15 protein-coding genes are annotated in these 17,914 nt (G+C 65.5%); 8 read left to right on the plus strand and 7 right to left on the minus strand.

Going from position 1 to position 17,914, the window contains the following annotated elements; translation table 11 throughout:
• Positions 1-21: 21 nt before the first annotated feature.
• A complete protein-coding gene (locus BDOA9_RS04410) occupies positions 22-1,128 on the plus strand; it encodes a CaiB/BaiF CoA transferase family protein (RefSeq protein ID WP_025032742.1) in 1,107 nt (368 codons plus the stop codon).
• Positions 1,129-1,255: 127 nt separating this feature from the next.
• Here the strand turns inward: BDOA9_RS04410 and hppD are convergent, their stop codons facing one another.
• Positions 1,256-2,374, minus strand: coding sequence for a 4-hydroxyphenylpyruvate dioxygenase (gene hppD, locus BDOA9_RS04415; protein WP_025032743.1), 1,119 nt, complete (start codon positions 2,372-2,374; stop codon positions 1,256-1,258).
• 121 nt (positions 2,375-2,495) lie between these two features.
• Here hppD and BDOA9_RS04420 point away from each other — a divergent pair, with 121 nt between their 5' ends.
• Both BDOA9_RS04420 and BDOA9_RS04425 read left to right on the plus strand, forming a co-directional pair.
• Entirely contained in the window at positions 2,496-2,975 is a 480-nt protein-coding gene (locus BDOA9_RS04420) for an Lrp/AsnC family transcriptional regulator (protein ID WP_025032744.1), read from the plus strand.
• A 74-nt stretch (positions 2,976-3,049) separates the two neighbouring features.
• Positions 3,050-3,361, plus strand: coding sequence for a DUF1272 domain-containing protein (locus BDOA9_RS04425; RefSeq protein ID WP_025032745.1), 312 nt, complete (start codon positions 3,050-3,052; stop codon positions 3,359-3,361).
• A gap of 116 nt (positions 3,362-3,477) precedes the next feature.
• On the opposite strand, the gene fahA is transcribed toward BDOA9_RS04425, so the two are convergent.
• The 5 genes from fahA to BDOA9_RS04450 form a co-directional block, all read right to left on the minus strand.
• Positions 3,478-4,749 (minus strand): fumarylacetoacetase, encoded by a 1,272-nt coding sequence (gene fahA, locus BDOA9_RS04430; protein WP_025032746.1) that lies wholly within the window; start codon positions 4,747-4,749, stop codon positions 3,478-3,480.
• 210 nt (positions 4,750-4,959) lie between these two features.
• The gene (gene hmgA / locus BDOA9_RS04435; protein ID WP_025032747.1) at positions 4,960-6,306 is read right to left on the minus strand and encodes a homogentisate 1,2-dioxygenase; all 1,347 of its coding nucleotides are present in this window, start codon (positions 6,304-6,306) and stop codon (positions 4,960-4,962) included.
• A 2-nt stretch (positions 6,307-6,308) separates the two neighbouring features.
• A complete protein-coding gene (locus tag BDOA9_RS04440) occupies positions 6,309-7,265 on the minus strand; it encodes an MBL fold metallo-hydrolase (protein WP_025032748.1) in 957 nt (318 codons plus the stop codon).
• An 18-nt stretch (positions 7,266-7,283) separates the two neighbouring features.
• On the minus strand, positions 7,284-7,508 hold the full coding sequence (locus BDOA9_RS04445) for a DUF2783 domain-containing protein (RefSeq protein ID WP_025032749.1): 225 nt from the start codon (positions 7,506-7,508) through the stop codon (positions 7,284-7,286).
• Between the two features lie 8 nt (positions 7,509-7,516).
• A complete protein-coding gene (locus BDOA9_RS04450; protein WP_025032750.1) occupies positions 7,517-9,133 on the minus strand; it encodes an FAD-dependent oxidoreductase in 1,617 nt (538 codons plus the stop codon).
• A gap of 110 nt (positions 9,134-9,243) precedes the next feature.
• On the opposite strand from BDOA9_RS04450, the gene BDOA9_RS04455 reads away from it, so the two are divergent.
• Positions 9,244-9,786, plus strand: coding sequence for a MarR family winged helix-turn-helix transcriptional regulator (locus BDOA9_RS04455; RefSeq protein ID WP_025032751.1), 543 nt, complete (start codon positions 9,244-9,246; stop codon positions 9,784-9,786).
• Between the two features lie 334 nt (positions 9,787-10,120).
• Here the strand turns inward: BDOA9_RS04455 and BDOA9_RS04460 are convergent, their stop codons facing one another.
• Entirely contained in the window at positions 10,121-10,927 is an 807-nt protein-coding gene (locus BDOA9_RS04460) for an N-acyl homoserine lactonase family protein (RefSeq protein WP_025032752.1), read from the minus strand.
• 361 nt (positions 10,928-11,288) lie between these two features.
• Between BDOA9_RS04460 and BDOA9_RS04465 the strand changes: the two genes are divergently transcribed.
• The 4 genes from BDOA9_RS04465 to BDOA9_RS04480 all read left to right on the plus strand — a co-directional run bounded on the left by BDOA9_RS04465 (position 11,289) and on the right by BDOA9_RS04480 (position 17,912).
• Positions 11,289-12,863 carry a caspase family protein gene (locus BDOA9_RS04465; protein ID WP_025032753.1) on the plus strand — a complete coding sequence of 525 codons (1,575 nt, stop codon included), beginning with the start codon at positions 11,289-11,291 and terminating at the stop codon, positions 12,861-12,863.
• A 143-nt stretch (positions 12,864-13,006) separates the two neighbouring features.
• Positions 13,007-13,678 carry an OmpA family protein gene (locus BDOA9_RS04470; RefSeq protein WP_025032754.1) on the plus strand — a complete coding sequence of 224 codons (672 nt, stop codon included), beginning with the start codon at positions 13,007-13,009 and terminating at the stop codon, positions 13,676-13,678.
• Between the two features lie 158 nt (positions 13,679-13,836).
• On the plus strand, positions 13,837-14,766 hold the full coding sequence (locus tag BDOA9_RS04475; RefSeq protein WP_025032755.1) for an efflux RND transporter periplasmic adaptor subunit: 930 nt from the start codon (positions 13,837-13,839) through the stop codon (positions 14,764-14,766).
• Positions 14,766-17,912, plus strand: a complete 3,147-nt coding sequence (locus BDOA9_RS04480) for an efflux RND transporter permease subunit (protein ID WP_025032756.1) — start codon at positions 14,766-14,768, stop codon at positions 17,910-17,912. Before BDOA9_RS04475 ends, BDOA9_RS04480 begins: the two co-directional genes overlap by 1 nt.
• Positions 17,913-17,914 lie beyond the last annotated feature (2 nt).

A 17,914-nucleotide genomic window follows, 5' to 3' on the forward strand; every position in this document is an offset into this window, starting at 1 on the left:
GCGACCCGAGGAAGCAACAACGTGCTCGACAAACCAGCCCCCACCTCGACTGTCCGCACCTCCGGCCCGCTCTCCGGCTTCCGCATCGTCGAATTCGCCGGCATCGGGCCGGGCCCGTTCGCCTGCATGATGCTGGCCGACATGGGCGCCGACGTCGTCACGCTCGACCGCGTCGGCGCGAGGAAGAGCATGAAGTCGGTGGCCGGCCGCGGCCGCAAGGTGATCGAGCTCGACCTCAAGGACAAGGCGGCGATCGCGCAAGTGCTGGACCTGCTCGCGAGCGCGGATGCGCTGGTCGAAGGTTTTCGCCCCGGCGTGATGGAGCGGCTCGGGCTCGGCCCGGACGTCGTGCTCGCGCGCAATCCGAAGCTGGTCTATGGCCGCATGACCGGCTGGGGCCAGGAAGGCCCGCTCGCCAATGCGGCCGGTCACGACATCAACTACATCTCCATCACCGGCGCGCTCGCCGCGATCGGCACCAAGGAGGCGCCGGTGCCGCCGCTCAATTTGGTCGGCGATTTCGGCGGCGGCGCGCTCTATCTGGTCGTCGGCGTGCTCGCAGCGCTGCTGGAAGCGCAGAAATCCGGCAAGGGCCAGGTGGTCGACGCCGCCATGTGCGACGGCGCGGCCTCGCTGATGTCGTTCTTCTTCGACATGACCACGATGGGCCGCTGGACCGAGCAGCGCAACCAGAACTTCCTCGACGGCGGCGCGCATTTCTACGGCGTCTACGAATGCGCCTGCGGGCACTTCGTCTCGATCGGCTCGATCGAGCCGCAATTCTACGCGCTGCTGCGCGAGCATGCCGGCCTCACCGACGCCGATTTCGACGCGCAGATGGATCGCAAGGCCTGGCCGGCGCTGAAGGAGAAGCTGAAGGCGGTATTCAAGAGCAAGACGCGCGAGGACTGGTGCAGGATCATGGAAGGCACCGACATCTGCTTCGCGCCGGTGCTGACCATGTCGGAGGCGACACAGCATCCGCACATGGTCGCCCGCAACGTCTTCATCGAGCGCCACGGCGTGAAGCAGCCGGCACCGGCCCCGCGCTTCTCGCGCACGCCGTCGGCGGCGCGCGAGCCGGAGGCGGCGGAGATCGGGGCGGTGATGGCGGCGTGGAAGCGATAGATCTGACGCCGGCAAAGCTCGCGTAGGGTGGGCAAAGGCGCGAAGCGCCGAGCCCACGTCTTCGCATCAATTAGGCAGGACGTGGGCACGCTTCGCTTTGCCCACCTGCGGCACTGAGAACGGCAGCCTACGCCGCGTTCCCCACCTTCAGCACCCCGCGCCGGATCTGATCCTCCTCGATCGATTCGAACAGCGCCTTGAAATTGCCCTCACCGAATCCATCGTCCCCCTTGCGCTGGATGAACTCGAAGAAGATCGGGCCGATCGCGTTGGACGAGAAGATCTGCAGCAGCACCTTGGTCTGGCCGCCATCGACCACGCCCTCGCCGTCGATCAGGATGCCGTTCTGCTTGAGCCGCGCGAGGTCTTCGCCATGCCTGGGCAGGCGCGCGTCGATCTTCTCGAAATAGGTGTCGGGCGGCGACGGCATGAACGGCAGGCCGGCATCGCGCAGGTCCTCGATGGTGCGGTAGATGTCGCGGCAGCCGCAGGCGATGTGCTGGATGCCTTCGCCGCGATAGGTCTTGAGGTATTCCTCGATCTGGCCGGAATCGCCGGCGTCCTCGTTGATCGGAATGCGGATCTTGCCGTCAGGGCTGGTCAGCGCGCGCGAGAACAGGCCGGAGGCGCGGCCCTCGATGTCGAAGAAGCGGATCTGACGGAAGTTGAACAGTTTTTCATAGAAGCCGGCCCAGACATTCATGCGGCCGCGATGGACGTTGTGGGTGAGATGGTCGAGATAGAACAGGCCGGCGCCATGCGGCTTGGGATCGCGCGCGCCCAGCCATTCGAACTCGGCATCATAGGCCGAGCCCTTGGCGCCGTAGCGGTCGACGAGATAAAGCAGGCTGCCGCCGATGCCCTTGATTGCGGGCACGTCGAGCGTCTTGCGCGCCGACGATACATCGGCCGGCTCGGCACCGAGCGCGATCGCGCGGTCGTAGGCCGCCTTGGCATCGACGACGCGGAACGCCATCGACGGCGCGCAGGGGCCGTGCGCGGCGACGAACTCGGTGCCGTGGGTGCCGGGCTCCTCGTTGACGAGATAGTTGATGTCGCCCTGACGATAGACCGTGATCTTCTTGGTTCTGTGCCGCGCGACGGGCGCATAGCCCATCAGCTTGAACAGAGCGTGCAGCTCCTGCGGATGAGGGTGCGCGTATTCGACGAACTCGAAGCCGTCGGTGCCCATCGGGTTGTCGGCACTGATCGTGGCCGGCGGTGCATCGTGCGGAAACGGACCCATGGTGTTCTCCCAGATTGCTACTGGCAGGAACTATCCTTCATGGGGCGCGCAAGGAGCGTGCAAACGGGGCAGGATTGGGCTATCGTATGCACGATCCGTGCATCAAATGGACAAAACACGCATGATCTCCGTGGATGCCTTCGACCTCAAGATCCTGGGCGCGCTGCAGGACGACGGCCGCCTCACCAACCAGGAGCTGGCCGAGCTCGCCGGCCTCTCGGCTTCGCAATGCTCGCGGCGGCGGATGCGGCTGGAGGAGGAGAAGGTGATCGCGGGCTACCACGCCGACCTCTCCAGCGAGGCGCTCGGCTTCGGCGTCATCGCCTTCATCCAGGTCGGGCTCGCGACCCACTCGCCGGACAATTCGAAACGCTTCCGCGCGCTGGTGAACCGGATTGACGAGATCCAGGAGGCTTATTCGCTGACGGGCGACGCCGATTATGTGCTGAAAGCCGTGCTGCGCGACCTCAAGGGCCTCTCCCACCTCGTCAACGACGTGCTGATGCCGCACCAGAGCGTGGCGCATGTGCGATCCTCAATCGTGCTTGATAGGCTGAAGGAGAGCGCGAAGCTGCCGCTGAAGGAGATCAAGCCCGGCTGAAATCGAGGGAAGTACGGCATTCGCCAGCGGCGCCCGATCTGCGATGATCGCAGCTCTACTTGCGGAGATTCGACATGGCGCTCCAGCTGCGACCGAACTGCGAATATTGCGATTGCGACCTGCCGCCCGAGGCGACGAATGCGCGGATCTGCTCGTATGAATGCACGTTCTGTGCGGACTGCGTCGAGACCAGGCTGTTCAATGTCTGCCCGAATTGCGGCGGCGGCTTCGCCCCGCGCCCGATCAGGCCGGCGCAGGAATGGCGGCCGGGCGTGTGCACGGCCAAGCAGGTCCCGTCCGACAAGCGGGTGCATCTGAAGTACAGCGTGGAGGATGTCGCGGCGCATTGCGCGCGGGTCAAGGACACCCCGCCGGAGAGGCGGTAGGCTTTCTCCACGTCATTGCGAGGAGCCCTTGCGACGAAGCAATCCAGACTGCCGCCGCGGAAAGATTCTGGATTGCTTCGCTTCGCTCGCAATGACGGAGGTTGTGGCGCCTTCGGCTATTCCGCCGCCACGATCGTCCCTTCGACCTCGCCAAATCCCACGCGATAGCCGTTGCCCTGGCACCAGCCGCGCATGACGAGGCTGTCGCCGTCCTCCAGGAACGAACGCCTGGCGCCGCCGGGCAGCTCGACCGGCTCGGTGCCGTTCCAGCTGATCTCGAGCAAGCTGCCGCGCTGGCTCTTCTCCGGGCCGGAGATGGTGCCACTGCCGAGGAGATCGCCGACATTCATGGCGCAGCCGCTCGAGGCGTGGTGCATCAATTGCTGCACCGAGGACCAGTACATGTATTTGAAATTGGTGCGGCTGATGCTCGCGGGCGCATTGGCACCGGCGGCGCGCAAGGACACGTCGAGCTCGACGTCGTAGTTCTGCGGCCTGGTCTGCTTGAGGTAATCCAGCGGCACCGGCTGCTGCTCGGGCCCGTTCAGGCGGAACGGCTCGAGCGCCTCGCGCGTCACCACCCACGGGCTGATCGAGGTCGCGAAGGCTTTTGCCAGGAACGGGCCGAGCGGCACATACTCCCATTGCTGGATGTCGCGCGCGCTCCAGTCGTTGAGCAGCACGAAGCCGAAGATCATCTCCTCGGCCTGGGCCTCGGTGAGCATCCCGCCCATCGGCGATTGCTGACCGATCACGACACCCATCTCCAGCTCGAAATCGAGCCGCTTGCACGGCGCAAAACTCGGCACGTCGACACTCGGCGGCTTCAGCTGCCCGCGCGGCCGCTTCACGCTGGTGCCGGAGACGACGACGGTGGAGGCGCGGCCGTTATAGGCGATCGGCATGTGCAGCCAGTTCGGCTGCAGCGCATTGTCCTTGCCGCGAAACATCACGCCGACATTGGTGGCGTGCTCCTTCGATGAATAGAAATCGGTGTAGCCGGAGACGGCGAAGGGCATGTGGAGTTTGGCATCGCGCATCGGCACCAGGGCCTGCCTGCGCAGCTCCTCATTGTCGCGCAGCTCCGGATGATCCGCGCGCAACAGCTCGCTGATGCGTGCGCGGGTCTTGGTCCAGACCTTCGGTCCCAGCGCCATGAAGGGATTGAGCGAGGCGCCGGAGAACACGCCGAGCGGGCCGACGTCGAGCCGGGAATCCTGCTCCAGCTCCCAGAGATCGAGCACGTAATTGCCGATCGCGACGCCAACCCGCGGCGTCGGATTGGAAGCGGTCGAGAACACGCCATAGGGCAGGTTCTGGATCGGGAAGTCGGACGAAGCATCGACCTCGATGAAGGAGCGGAGGCTGGGGTCGTTGGGGTGGGGCATTGGTTTCCCGTGGCACGGCGGTGACGGTGTCACCCTCCCCTGGAGGGGGAGGGTCGGCTCATATCAAGCGCAGCGAAATATGAGACGGGGTGCGGTGATCTCTCAACACGGGCAGTGTTCGTTGCGGAGAGACCGTCACCCCACCCCGCTACGCATTCCGCTTCGCTGCATGCGTAGCGACCCTCCCCCTCCAGGGGAGGGTAAGAGGCATCACGGCTTGTTCGGATCGAACCTCTTCTCGAGGCCCTTCCAGCAATCGGCATAATCGTCCTGCAGCGTCGAGGACTCCGCGGCATGCGCGGTGACGCGCTGCGGATAGCGGGTCTCGAACATGAAGGCCATGGTGCCGGTCAGCTTCACCGGCTTCAATTCGCCGTTGCTGGCGTGCTCGAAGGCGTCGCGATCCGGGCCGTGCGGCAGCATGCAATTGTGCAAGGAGATGCCGCCGGGGACGAAGCCTTGCGGCTTGGCATCGTAGACGCCGTAGATCAGGCCCATGAACTCGCTCATGATGTTCATGTGATACCAGGGCGGACGGAAGGTGTTTTCGGCGACCATCCAGCGCTCGGGGAAGATCACGAAATCGATGTTCGCCGTGCCTGCCGTCTCCGATGGCGAGGTCAGCACCGTGAAGATCGAGGGATCGGGATGGTCGAAGCCGATCGCGCCGACGGGGGAGAAGGTACGCAGATCATACTTGTAGGGCGCGTAATTGCCGTGCCAGGCGACGACGTCGATCGGCGAATGCGGCAACGTGGTCTTGAACAGCGAGCCACCCCATTTCACGTAGAGCTCGGTCGGCGTGTCCTTGTCCTCGTAGCTTGCGACCGGCGTCAGGAAGTCGCGCGCATTGGCGAGGCAATTGGCGCCGATCGGCCCGCGCTCCGGCAGGGTGAAGGCGCCGCCGTAATTCTCGCAGAGATAGCCGCGCGCCGGACCGTTCGGAATCTCGACGCGGAACTTGACGCCGCGCGGGATCACCACGATCTCGCCGGGCTCGGCATCGATGCGGCCGAACTCGGTGACAAGGCGCAGATTGCCCTGCTGGAGCACGAACATCAGCTCGCCGTCGGCATCGTAGAAATGCTGGTCCACCATCGATTTGGTGATGAGGTAGACATGCGCGGCCATGCCGGCCTGCGTGTTGACGTCGCCCGCCGTCGTCATGGTCTGCACGCCCTGGACGAAGGTGACCTCCTCCTTCGGCAGCGGCGTCGGGTCCCAGCGCAGCTGCGCGATCGGCAGGTCGTATTCATGGCACGGCGCCGACCGCCACAGGCCGGCATCGACCTTCTCGAAGCGGCCGGAATGCTTCACGGAAGGGCGGATGCGGTAGAGCCAGGAGCGCTCATTGCTGCCGCGCGGCGCGGTGAAGGGCGAGCCGGAGAGCTGCTCGGCATAGAGCCCGTAGGCGCAGCGCTGCGGCGAGTTGCGCCCGATCGGCAGCGCGCCCGGCAGCGCCTCGGTCTCGAAAGAATTGCCGAAGCCGGACATGTAGCCCGGCGTCACCTGGGCCGAGCTGCGGATGATCTGGTCAGGCGAGGTATTGATGTTCATGACTATCCTCCTCCTTGCAGGGCGGCCCACATTTCCTGATCGCGCTTGTCGGTCCAGATCACGGGGTCGTCGATACCCGATGCTTCGTCGTAAGCGCGCGACACGTTGAACGGCAGGCAGTGCTCGTAGATGGCAAAGCTCGAGAATTTCGGATCCATCACCTCGCGCGTCGCCGCCATGGATTCCTTCAAGCTGCGTCCCCTGGCGACCGAGATCTCGGCGGCGCCATAGAGCGAGGTGACGAAGTCGCGCGTCATAGCGATGGCTTCGCGCACCGTGGCGGTGCCCTTCAGCGCATCGCCGCGGCCCGGCGCGATCGCCTTCGGATTGAAGTTGCGGATCTCGTTCAGCGTCATCGGCCATTCGCGCAAATGCGCATCGCCGCAATAGCAGGCGGAGTGATATTCGATGAGGTCGCCGGAGAACATCACTTCCGCATCGGGGACCCAGGCGACGATATCGCCCGAAGTATGGCCGGCACCGAGCTGCATCAGCCGCACCTCGCGCTTGCCGAGATAGATCGTCATCTCGCCTTCGAAAGTCAGCGTCGGCCAGGTCAGGCCGGGAATGCTCTGCGCGTCCTGGAACAGCCGCGGAAAGCGGCCGTATTCGGAATCCCAATCCTGCTGGCCGCGCTCGGCGATCAGCCGGTGAGTCTCCTGCGAGGCGACGATGCCTTGCGCATGATAGGCGGAGGCGCCCAGCACCCGCACGGCGTGATAGTGCGACAGCACGACATATTTGATCGGCTTGTCGGTGACAGTGCGGACGCGCTCGATCACCTTGTTCGCCATCGCCGGCGTTGCCTGCGCGTCGAACACGAGGCAACCATCGTCGCCGACGATCACGGCCGTGTTGGGATCGCCCTCGGCGGTGAAGGCATAGAGATCCGTGCCGATCTCGGAAAAGGTGACCTTTTTCTCGGAGAGATCGCCGGTGGATGCGAAGTTCTTCGCCATCAATTCGTCCTTACCAGGTTATTGTTGCTGCTGTTGTTGTTGCTGACCGTCGATCATGCGACGCTTGGCGAGCCCGATCGCCTCGCGCAGCACGTCGATGTCGCCGATATGGTTGGCGAGGATCAGCACCAGCGCCGCGTCGAAATCGGCGCTCTGCTCCTCGGTCAGGCCGCGATGCGCCTCGACGATGGCGCGGAAGGCGTCGTCGGGGCGCGCGAAGTTCGAGCTGGTGGAGAGCGGCATGCGGAACCTCAATTCAGCCCTTCGGCCCGGGACAACGCCGCCGCGATTGCCTCGCGCGTCGGATGGCGGAAGCGCGCCGCGACGTAACCATCGGGCCTCAGCAGATAGGCTGCGCCCGGCGCCGCATCGTAGCGCCTGGCGACGAGGCCGGAGCGATCGTCCAGTCCGTCCTCTCCGCCGATGCGGATAGTCTTGACGCCGTCGGGCGCATCAAGCGCCGCGCCATTGCTGAACGACAGCACAGTGAAGTCTGTTCCGCCCTTGCGGAAGGCATCCGTCAGATAGCCCCGCTCGGCAATTGGCGCATCGAGCATGGAACAGCCGGGACGAGGCCCACCGGCCCAGGTCTCGGCATCGGGCGACGACAGCGGCGTATCGTAGCTGCACGGCACCGACAGCCGGCCGCCATTGACCATGCGCTTGCCGAACTCGGTCTCCTTGGCGAGCGACAGCACCGCCTTGCGCAGCCGCGCCTCCTGGTGCGAGTTCGGCGCCATGAAGTCGGTCGAGCGGGTGGATTCGCGAATGTTCTCGTCGGCCGCCATGCTGCGCTCGAGATGGTAGCTCTCCAGCAGGCTCGCAGGCGATTTGCCGCGCAGCACGCGATCGAGCTTCCAGGACAGATTCTCGGCGTCTTCGAGTCCCGAGTTCGCGCCACGCGCGCCGAACGGCGAGACCTGATGCGCGGAATCGCCGGCGAAGATCACGCGGCCATGGATGAAGCGGTCCATCCGCCGGCACTGGAACTTGTAGAGCGAAATCCACTCGAACTCGAACTTTTCGTGGCCGAGCATGCGCGCGATCCGCGGCCGCACGTTTTCCGGCTTCTTCTCGACGACCGGATCGGCATAGCGGTTGAGCTGGAGGTCGATGCGCCAGACGTCGTCGGGCTGCCGGTGCAAGAGCGCCGAACGCCCGGCATGGAACGGCGGATCGAACCAGAACCAGCGCTCGGTCGGAAATTCCGCGGTCATCTTGACGTCCGCGATCAGGAACTGGTCCTCGAACACCTGGCCGGCGAATTCCGCGCCCACCATCTGCCGCAGCGAGGAGCGCGCGCCGTCGCAGGCAATGACATATTGCGCATTGAGGCGATAGGCGCCCTCGGGCGTCTCGATCGTCAGCAGCGCGGAATCGTTGCGCTGCTCGAGCGCCGTCACCTTGTTGCGCCAGCGCAGGTCGACCTCCGGAAGCTCGTTGATGCGATCGACCAGGTAGGCCTCGGCGTAATATTGCTGGAGATTGATGAAGGCCGGCCGCTTGTGGCCGTCTTCCGGCAGGAGATTGAACTGGTAGAGCTGGGACTCGCCATGGAATATCCGCCCCACACTCCACACCACGCCCTTCTCGACCATGCGGTCGCCGACGCCGAGCCGGTCCCAATATTCCAGCGAGCGTTTCGAGAAGCAGATCGCGCGCGAGCCCTCGCCGATGCGGTCGGCATCATCCAGCAGCACGACGCGCTGGCCGCGCTGGGCAAGATCGATCGCGAGCGACAGCCCGACTGGGCCCGCGCCGACGATCACGACCGGATGCTCGGCCACGGACTGGCCGGGACGGTCCTGGTCGGGGTGACGGCGATAGCCGAACTGGGTTTTGGCCTGCTGCGTATTGGCCGGCGCCATACACGAACCTCGGCTCTGGTCAGGAGAGGACTGATCTGCTAGATAGTCTCACGTGCAACTATTTTGGACCGGAGCCGGCCGGCCGTCAACTGGAATTCGGAGCGCGCTCCTTGGCGAGGACATCCAGCGACATCGCGCTGAAGACGCGCGAGACCAACGAGGCTTCAGTGCGGCCAAAGGCACGGCTCGACCTGTTCAAGTTCGTGCCGTTCCGCCTCAACCGGCTCGCGGCGGAGGTCAGTGCCGCGCTGTCGGTCGAATATCAGGAACGCCATGGCCTCGACATTCCGGCCTGGCGCGTCGTCGCCACGCTCGGCTTCCGCAATGATGCCTGCAGCGCACAGTACATCGCGCAGTGCACCCGCACGCACAAATCCACCATCAGCCGCGCGGTGACGACGCTGCTCAACGAAGGCCTGATCGAGCGGGTGGAGAACGAGGCCGACCGCCGCGAATTCCGCCTGCAACTGACCAGGAAGGGCCGCGCGCTCTACGAGCAGTTGTTCCCGCAATTGCTGCGGCGCGAGGACGAGATCCTCGCCTGCCTCTCGGCGCAGGAGCGCAAGCAGCTCTCAGTGCTGCTCGGCAAGATCGAGCAGAGCCTCGATCTGATCCAGACCAGCGAAGAGGCGGATGCGAAGCAGGCGTATTAGCTTGATCGCCCGCGCGTGGTGTCGATCCCGTCGTCCTGCAGGCAATCGCATATGGATTTCGCGGGGATTGTCCGCGGGTTTGCTCCGCCTCTCCCGCTTGCGGGGCAGGCCGACGCGCTCGCAGAGCGCGGCGGGTGAGGGCTCTTGCGATCCGGGGACAGCATCCGCATTTCTCGACAATCCCGCCGCGGAAACACCCTCTCCCCGGCCCTCCCCCGCAAGCGGGGGAGGGAGCCCAGTGCCGATGCCGCCGCACCGTGCGCACCATATGCGAAAGCCCTGCGTCATTCTGAGAGAATGACGGGGATGAATCGAGCTTGCTTTGTGTTCGCCGTCACGTCGCAAACGATCGCGACGGCGGCAGGTGCAGCGACCAGACATCGACCTTGTCGCTGGCGCGCGGATAGATTTCCGTCACGATCGGATCGTGGCCGGGGATGAACCTGTCGGGATGGCCGGCGAGGCGCTCGATCGTCTCCCAGCCGGCCGCCATGTCGCCGACATTGTAGACGATCGGAAACGGGCTCTTGCGCTGGAGATTGGCGTAGTAATGCGCGGCATCGGAGGCCAGCACCACCGGCCCGCGTGCGGTCTCGACCTTGACCACCTGCAAGCCGTCGGAATGGCCGCCGACGCGGTGCACGGTGACGCCGGGCGCGATTTCCCCATCGCCTGAATAGAAGGTGACACGCTCGCCATAGACATGGCGCACCATCAGCGTGACATGCTCGACCGAGAACGGGTGGCGCAACAGGCCGTTGCACATGCAGCGGCCGGTCGCGTAGGCCATCTCGCGCTCCTGGAGATGGAAGCGCGCATTGGCAAAGCGGTCGAGGTTGCCGGCGTGGTCGTAATGCAGATGCGTCACGATGACGTCGCGAATGGCCGACGCTGCGACGCCGAAACGCTCCAGCGCATCGACCGGATTGAGCGTGAGCTTGCGCGCCCGCGCGCTCGCCTCCTCGGCGTTGAAGCCGGTATCGACCAGAATGTCGCGGCCGTGGCCCCGAATCAACCAGACGAAATAATCGAGGTCCTGCGCCGCGCTGTCATGCGGGTCGGGCACCAGGAAGTTCATGTGGGGGGTGCGCGGCGACATCGTCGCATAGCGCAGGGCGTAGATCTCGTAGACGTTTCCCATGGGCCTGCTTTTTTTCGCGTTGGATCTTCTGGAACGATCGTGCACACCAAGCCATCGCCGGCAGGAAAGGTCAAACGTGGGGCGTTGCAGCGGAGGCGGGGCTGCAATGTGAGATCAATCACGTCTTGATCGCCATGGTTGTCTTAACGTCCGCCGATAGCATCGAGGTACCGAGGACTGTCATGACAACCCGTCTATTTTCGCGCGCGGCACGCCATCCGTTGCGGTCAATCATCGGATTAAGGTCGCATCTCCAAGTGGTTGACGCCCCCCGTCCCCGGTTTGATAATGAGGTAAGCGTAAGTTAAGGTCGCCGCGGCGCAAGCTGGAACGGCGCCTTTTTGGCTGGACCGCGCTGATTATGAAAATTCGCTTCTTTGTTCTCCTGTCCTTGCTCATCTCGTTCGTCCCGACTGCTCCCTCGCTTGCGGCCGGTGACCGTTTCGCGCTTGTCATCGGCAACGCCAAATACCCGGATGCGGATGCCCCGCTGAAGGAACCGATCAACGATGCGCGCGCCGTCGCCGACGAGCTCAAGCGCGACGGCTTTTCGGTCGAGCTCGGCGAGAACCTGACCGGTGACGGCATGCGCCGCGCCTTCGACAAGCTCTACGGCAAGATCAAGCCCGGCTCGGTGGCGCTGGTCTTCTTCTCGGGTTTCGGCATCCAGTCCGCGCGCCAAAGCTATTTGCTGCCGGTGGATGCGCAGATCTGGACCGAGTCCGACGTGCGCCGCGATGGCTTCAGCCTCGAGACCGTGCTCGGCGAACTCAACACCCGCGGCGCCGGCGTCAAGATCGCGCTGATCGACGCATCGAGGCGCAACCCGTTCGAGCGCCGGTTCCGCAGCTTCTCGGCGGGCCTGACCCCGGTGATCGCGCCGAACGGCACGCTGGTGATGTATTCGGCGGCGCTGGCCTCGGTGGTCTCGGACGCCGGCGGCGACCGCAGCCTGTTTGTCCAGGAGCTGCTGAAGGAGATCCGCGTCCCCGACCTGATGGCCGAGGAGACGCTGAACCGCACCAAGATGGGCGTTACCCGCGCCTCGCGCGGCGAGCAGGTGCCGTGGATTTCCTCGTCATTGGCCGAGGATTTCTCGTTCATTCCGGGCGCCGGCGGATCGCGCCCCTCAACGCCGCCGCCCCCCGCGCCTCCGGCCGCGCCGGCCGTCGTCGCCAACAACCCGCCGCCCGCCCCTCCCGCGCCGCCGACACCTCCGCCGCCGCCGAAGCCGGCCGACAGCGCTGCGGCCCCCGCTCCCGCGGCGCCCGCTCCTGCGGCTCCAGTTGCGGTGCCAGCACCGGCGCCGGCGCCGGCGCCTGCTCCGACGCCGAGGCCGCAGATCGAGGCCGCCCTGCCGCCGCCGCCACCGCCGGTGAAGCCGGCTGACCCCGCGCCCGCGCCGAGCACGGACGGCGGGCCGAGCGCTGCCGCCCTGGCCGACGATGCAACGATCAAGAGCCTGACCGCCAAGATCGCCGCCAATCCTGACGACGTGAACGCGCTGTACCGCCGCGGCCAGGTCTATGCCAGCAAGGGCGCCTACACCCTCGCCATCAAGGATTTCGACGACACCCTCCGGATCAATTCGAAGGACGTCGAGGCTCTGAACAACCGCTGCTGGACCCGCACCGTGGTCGGCGACCTCCAGGGCGCGCTGAAGGATTGCAATGAGGCGCTGCGGCTACGGCCGAACTTCGTCGATGCGCTGGACAGCCGCGGCCTCGTCAATCTCAAGTCGGGCGCCGTGAAGAACGCTATCGCCGATTTCGACGCGGCCCTGAAGATCAACCCGCGCCTGACCTCCTCGCTCTACGGACGGGGCCTTGCCAAGCAGCGCAACGGCTCGGCCCAGGAAGGCGCGCTGGACATCGCCAATGCCAAAGCGATGGACCCGAACATCGTTCAGGAATTCGCAAGCTACGGAGTGCGCTAGTATTTTTTTGAGTTGGGCCCGTCCAAGGCTCGAACCTTGAACAGCCCAGGGAAGACCAATGGGCGGATGCCGCAACAGGCCTTTCGGGGCGTGTTGCTTGAATTCTGAGAGCACGCGAGCTGGCTGCGCAGGAGGGACTGGCTATGAGATCGGCTGCAAAAGGGCTTACCGCGATTCTGTCCATCATCACCGTCGGCGTCGCGCTGTCGCTGCCGACCTCGGCCGCCTATGCGGGCGATGACGGCAACAGCAAGAACGTCACCGAGGACGAAATCCTCCGTGCGCTGGCGCCGGCGCCGAAGAAGCCCCTGACCCGCGGCCTCTCGATCGGTCCGCAGACCGAATCCGCGCCCAACGCCGCCGAGACCAAGCTGCTGCAATCCGTGCGCGGCCGCTCGACGCGGTCGCTGTCCTCGATCGAACGCGAGGAAATCGCCTCGGCCGCCAAGGACAAGCCGAACATCGATCTCGAGATCACGTTCGACTACAACTCCGCCAATATCAGCGCCAAGTCGCTGCCCTCGGTGCAGGCGCTCGGCCGCGCGTTGACCAGTCCCGACCTGAAGGGCTCGACCTTCGTCCTTGCCGGCCACACCGACGCCGCCGGCGGCGAAGCCTACAACCAGGACCTCTCGGAGCGTCGCGCGGATTCGATCAAGCGCTATTTGGTCGAAAAGTACAGCATCTCCGCCACCGATCTCGTCACCGTCGGCTACGGCAAGAGCAAGCTCAAGGACGCGAACCAGCCGCTGGCGGAGGTCAACCGCCGCGTGCAGGTCGTCAACATGGAAAACAAGACCACCGCATCGAAGTGAGCACGACGTATCCTTTGCCAGTGACCAGTCGTGATGTGGTGTAAGGTCTCGCTTCCAGAGCGCGTCCCGCAGCCTTGCGGGACGCCGCTTCATTTCAGGGAAACGCTCCGTTTGGGCCTCGCGCGGATGGCCGTGAGCCAGGTCAGGATGATCCGGCGATGAATTTGACTGAATATCTCAAGCCGGCCGGAACCGTATTGTTCATCGCCGCACTCGGCGTCGGTTATTACCTGTTCGAGCACCGTAAGCGTCCCGAGCCGAAGGAGACGCAAAGCGAGGCGCTCGTCATCGTGACGAAGTCGACCAATGCCTGCTTCTCCGATCTGGTGCGGGTGACCGGCTTCTTCGTGCCGCGGCGCGAAGCGGTGGTCGTGGCCGACCAGGAAGGCTCCAGGGTCACCGACCTCCTGGTCACCGAGGGCACTGTAGTCACCGACAACCAGGAGCTGGCACGCCTGACGGCGCCGCCGCAGATTCCGGGCCAGCCGCAGCGGCCCGGCCCGCAAGGCCCGGTCTCGCTGAAGGCCCCTGCGCCGGGTCTCGTCACCGAGGTCCGCACCATCGTCGGCGCGCCGGCCTCGCCGCAGGCCGGGCCGATGTTCCGCATCGCCGTCAACAACGAGATCGAGCTCGATGCCCAGGTCCCGGCGGTGCACATGTCCAAGCTCACATCAGGCGCCACCGTGCGGATCAGCCGCGACGACGCGCCCGATCTGATCGGGCGGGTCCGGCTGGTGGCCCCCGAGATCGACCGCACCACGCAGCTCGGGCGGGTCCGCATCAGCGTCACCAACAACCCCTCGCTCAAGGTCGGCGTGTTCGCCCGCGCCTCGATCGACGCCAAGCGCAGCTGCGGCGTCTCGATCCCCAAGACCGCCATCGATCACCTCACGGTGCAGGTCGTCAAAGGCAACATCGTCGAGACACGCAAGGTGCGGGTCGGATTGTCGTCCGACAGCGCGACGGAAATCCTGGAAGGGCTCGAGGTCGGCGAAATCGTCGTGGCCGACGCCGGCTCTTCGCTCCATGACGGCGACCAGATCAAGACCATGTTCGCCGATGAACTCGATCGCACGCGGGTACGCTGATGGCTCTCAATATCTCGGCATGGTCGATCCGTCATCCGCTGCCGTCGGTCGTCTTCTCGATCATCCTGCTGGTGCTGGGCTGGGTGTCCTTCACCAAGCTCGCGATCACACGGCTGCCCTCGGCCGACATCCCCGTGATCTCGGTCGCGGTGTCGCAGTTCGGCGCAGCGCCGGCCGAGCTGGAATCCCAGGTCACCAAGACGGTCGAAGACGCGGTCTCCGGCGTCGAAGGCGTCAGGCACATCACCTCGTCGATCACCGACGGCCTGTCGGTCACCACGATCCAGTTCGCGCTCGAGACCAACACCGACCGCGCGCTCAACGACGTCAAGGACGCGGTGACGCGCGTGCGCTCCAACCTGCCGCAGAACGTCACCGAGCCGCTGATCCAGCGCGTCGACGTCATCGGCCTGCCGATCGTGACCTATGCCGCGATCTCGCCCGGCAAGACGCCGGAGCAGCTCTCCTATTTCGTCGACGACGTGGTCAAGCGCGCGCTGCAGGGCGTGCGCGGTGTCGCCCAGGTCGAGCGCATCGGCGGTGTCGAGCGCGAGATTCTCGTTTCGCTCGATCCCGATCGCCTGCAGGCGATGGGCCTGACCGCCGTCAATGTCAGCCAGAGCCTGCGCGGCACCAATGTCGACGTCGCCGGCGGCCGCGCCGAGATCGGCAAGAACGACCAGGCGATCCGCACGCTCGCCGGCGCCAAGACGCTGGGCGACCTCGCCGGCACCATGATCCCGCTGTTCGGCGGCGGCGAGGTCCGGCTCGACGACCTCGGCACCGTCACCGACACCATCGCCGACCGCCGCACCTTCGCCCGCTTCAACGGCGAGCCGGTGGTCGCGCTCGGCATCAAGCGCTCCAAGGGCGCCAGCGACGTGAAGGTGGCCGAGGCCGTGCAGAAGCGCATCGACGCGCTGAAGGCCGCCTATCCCGACGTCGACCTGAAGGTGATCGACACCTCGGTCGAATACACCAACGGCAATTACCACGCGGCGATCTCGACCCTATTCGAAGGCGCGATCCTCGCCGTCATCATCGTGCTATTGTTCCTGCGCGACCTGCGTGCCACCATCATCGCCGCCATCTCGCTGCCGCTGTCGATCTTCCCGGCGTTCTGGGCGATGGACCTGCTCGGCTTCTCGCTGAACCTCGTCAGCTTCCTCGCCATCACGCTCTCGACCGGCATTCTGGTCGACGACGCCATCGTCGAGATCGAGAACATCGTCCGGCACATGAACATGGGCAAATCGCCCTACCGGGCCGCGCTCGAGGCCGCCGACGAGATCGGCCTCGCCGTCATCGCGATCTCGCTGACCATCATCGCCATCTTCGCGCCCGCGAGCTTCATGTCGGGCATCGCCGGACAGTTCTTCAAGCAGTTCGGCATCACCGTCTCGGTGCAGGTGTTCTTCTCGCTGCTCGCCGCGCGCTTCGTCACGCCGGTGCTGGCGGCCTATTTCCTCAAGCACAGTACGCACGAGGAGCCGCCGCCCGGCCGCATCCTGCGCTCGTATCATCGCATCGTGGCCTGGTCGGTGCGGCACTATTTCATCACCGTGCTGATCGGCTTCGGCATCTTCGCGGCCTCGATCTGGAGCATCACGCTGCTGCCGCAGGGCTTCCTGCCGGCCCAGGACAGCGCGCGCTCGCTGCTCGCGCTCGAGCTGCCGCCGGGCACCCAGCTCGCCTACACCGAGAAGGTCACCGAGGACATCGTCGCGCGCCTGCGCAAGCGGCCCGAGGTGAAGAGCATCTTCGTCGACGGCGGCCGCGTCCCGCCGGGCACGCAGGAAGTCCGGCGCGCCGCCCTCATCATCAATTACACGCCCAAGGACAGCCGCGACATCACCCAGCGCGAGCTCGAATTCTCGATCAGCCAGGAGCTGGAGAACGTTCCGGATATCCGCTTCTGGTTCCTCGACGAGAACGGCCTGCGCGCGATCTCGCTGGTGGTAACCGGCGTCGATCCCAACATCGTCAACAACGTCGCGAGCGAGCTTGCGACGCAGATGAAGCGCATTCCGACCATCGCCAACGTCATCTCGGAGACCTCGCTGGAGCGCCCCGAGCTGCGCATCGAGCCGCGCGCCGATCTCGCCGCACGGCTCGGCGTCTCCACCGAAAGCCTGTCGCAGACCATCCGTGTCGCCACCATCGGCGACGTCGGACCGGCGCTCGCCAAGTTCGACGTCGGCGACCGCCTGGTGCCGATCCGCGTGCAGCTCGAGGATGCCGCCCGCGGCAATCTGAAGACGCTGGAGCAGCTCCGCGTGCCGCTCGGCGAGCGCGGCGAGAAGGGTGGCGTGCCGCTCTCGGTCATCGCCGACGTCAAGCTCGACCAAGGTCCGACCAGCATCGGCCGCTACGATCGTGAACGGCAGGCGACCGTTGCCGCCGACCTCGTCGGCTCCGCCGCGCTCGGCGACGCCACCAAGAAGATCTACGACCTGCCGGTCATGAAGACCCTGCCGAAGGGCGTGAAGGTCTCGCCCTCGGGCGATGCCGAAAGCCTGAACGAATTGTCGGAGGGTTTCGCGACCGCCATCACGGCGGGACTGATGATGGTCTACGCGGTGCTGGTGCTGCTGTTCGGCACCTTCCTGCAGCCGATCACAATCCTGTTCTCGCTGCCGCTCTCGATCGGCGGCGCGATCGCGGCGCTGCTCGTCACCGGCAAGCAGCTCACCACGCCGGTGTGGATCGGCATCCTGATGCTGATGGGCATCGTCACCAAGAACGCGATCATGCTGGTCGAGTTCGCGATCGAAGCGATTCACGCCGGCAAGCCGCGCGAAGAAGCCATGATCGACGCCGGCATGAAGCGGGCCCGCCCGATCGTGATGACCACGATCGCGATGGCCGCAGGCATGATGCCGAGCGCGCTCGCCGTCGGCGCCGGCGGCGAGTTCCGCTCGCCGATGGCGCTCGCGGTGATCGGCGGCCTGATCTTCTCGACCATCCTGTCGCTGGTGTTCGTGCCCGCGATGTTCATGGTGATGGACGATTTCGGCGCCCTGATCTGGCGCTTCGCCAAGCGGCTGATCGTGCACAGCGAGGATGCGGAGACGGACCATCACGGGGCTGCGCCGGCGGACGCCCGGCCGGCGCCGACGAACGTCGCGCGGCCCGCGGCGGAGTAAGC

This window comes from Bradyrhizobium sp. DOA9 (genome assembly GCF_000617845.2).
GTDB lineage: Bacteria > Pseudomonadota > Alphaproteobacteria > Rhizobiales > Xanthobacteraceae > Bradyrhizobium.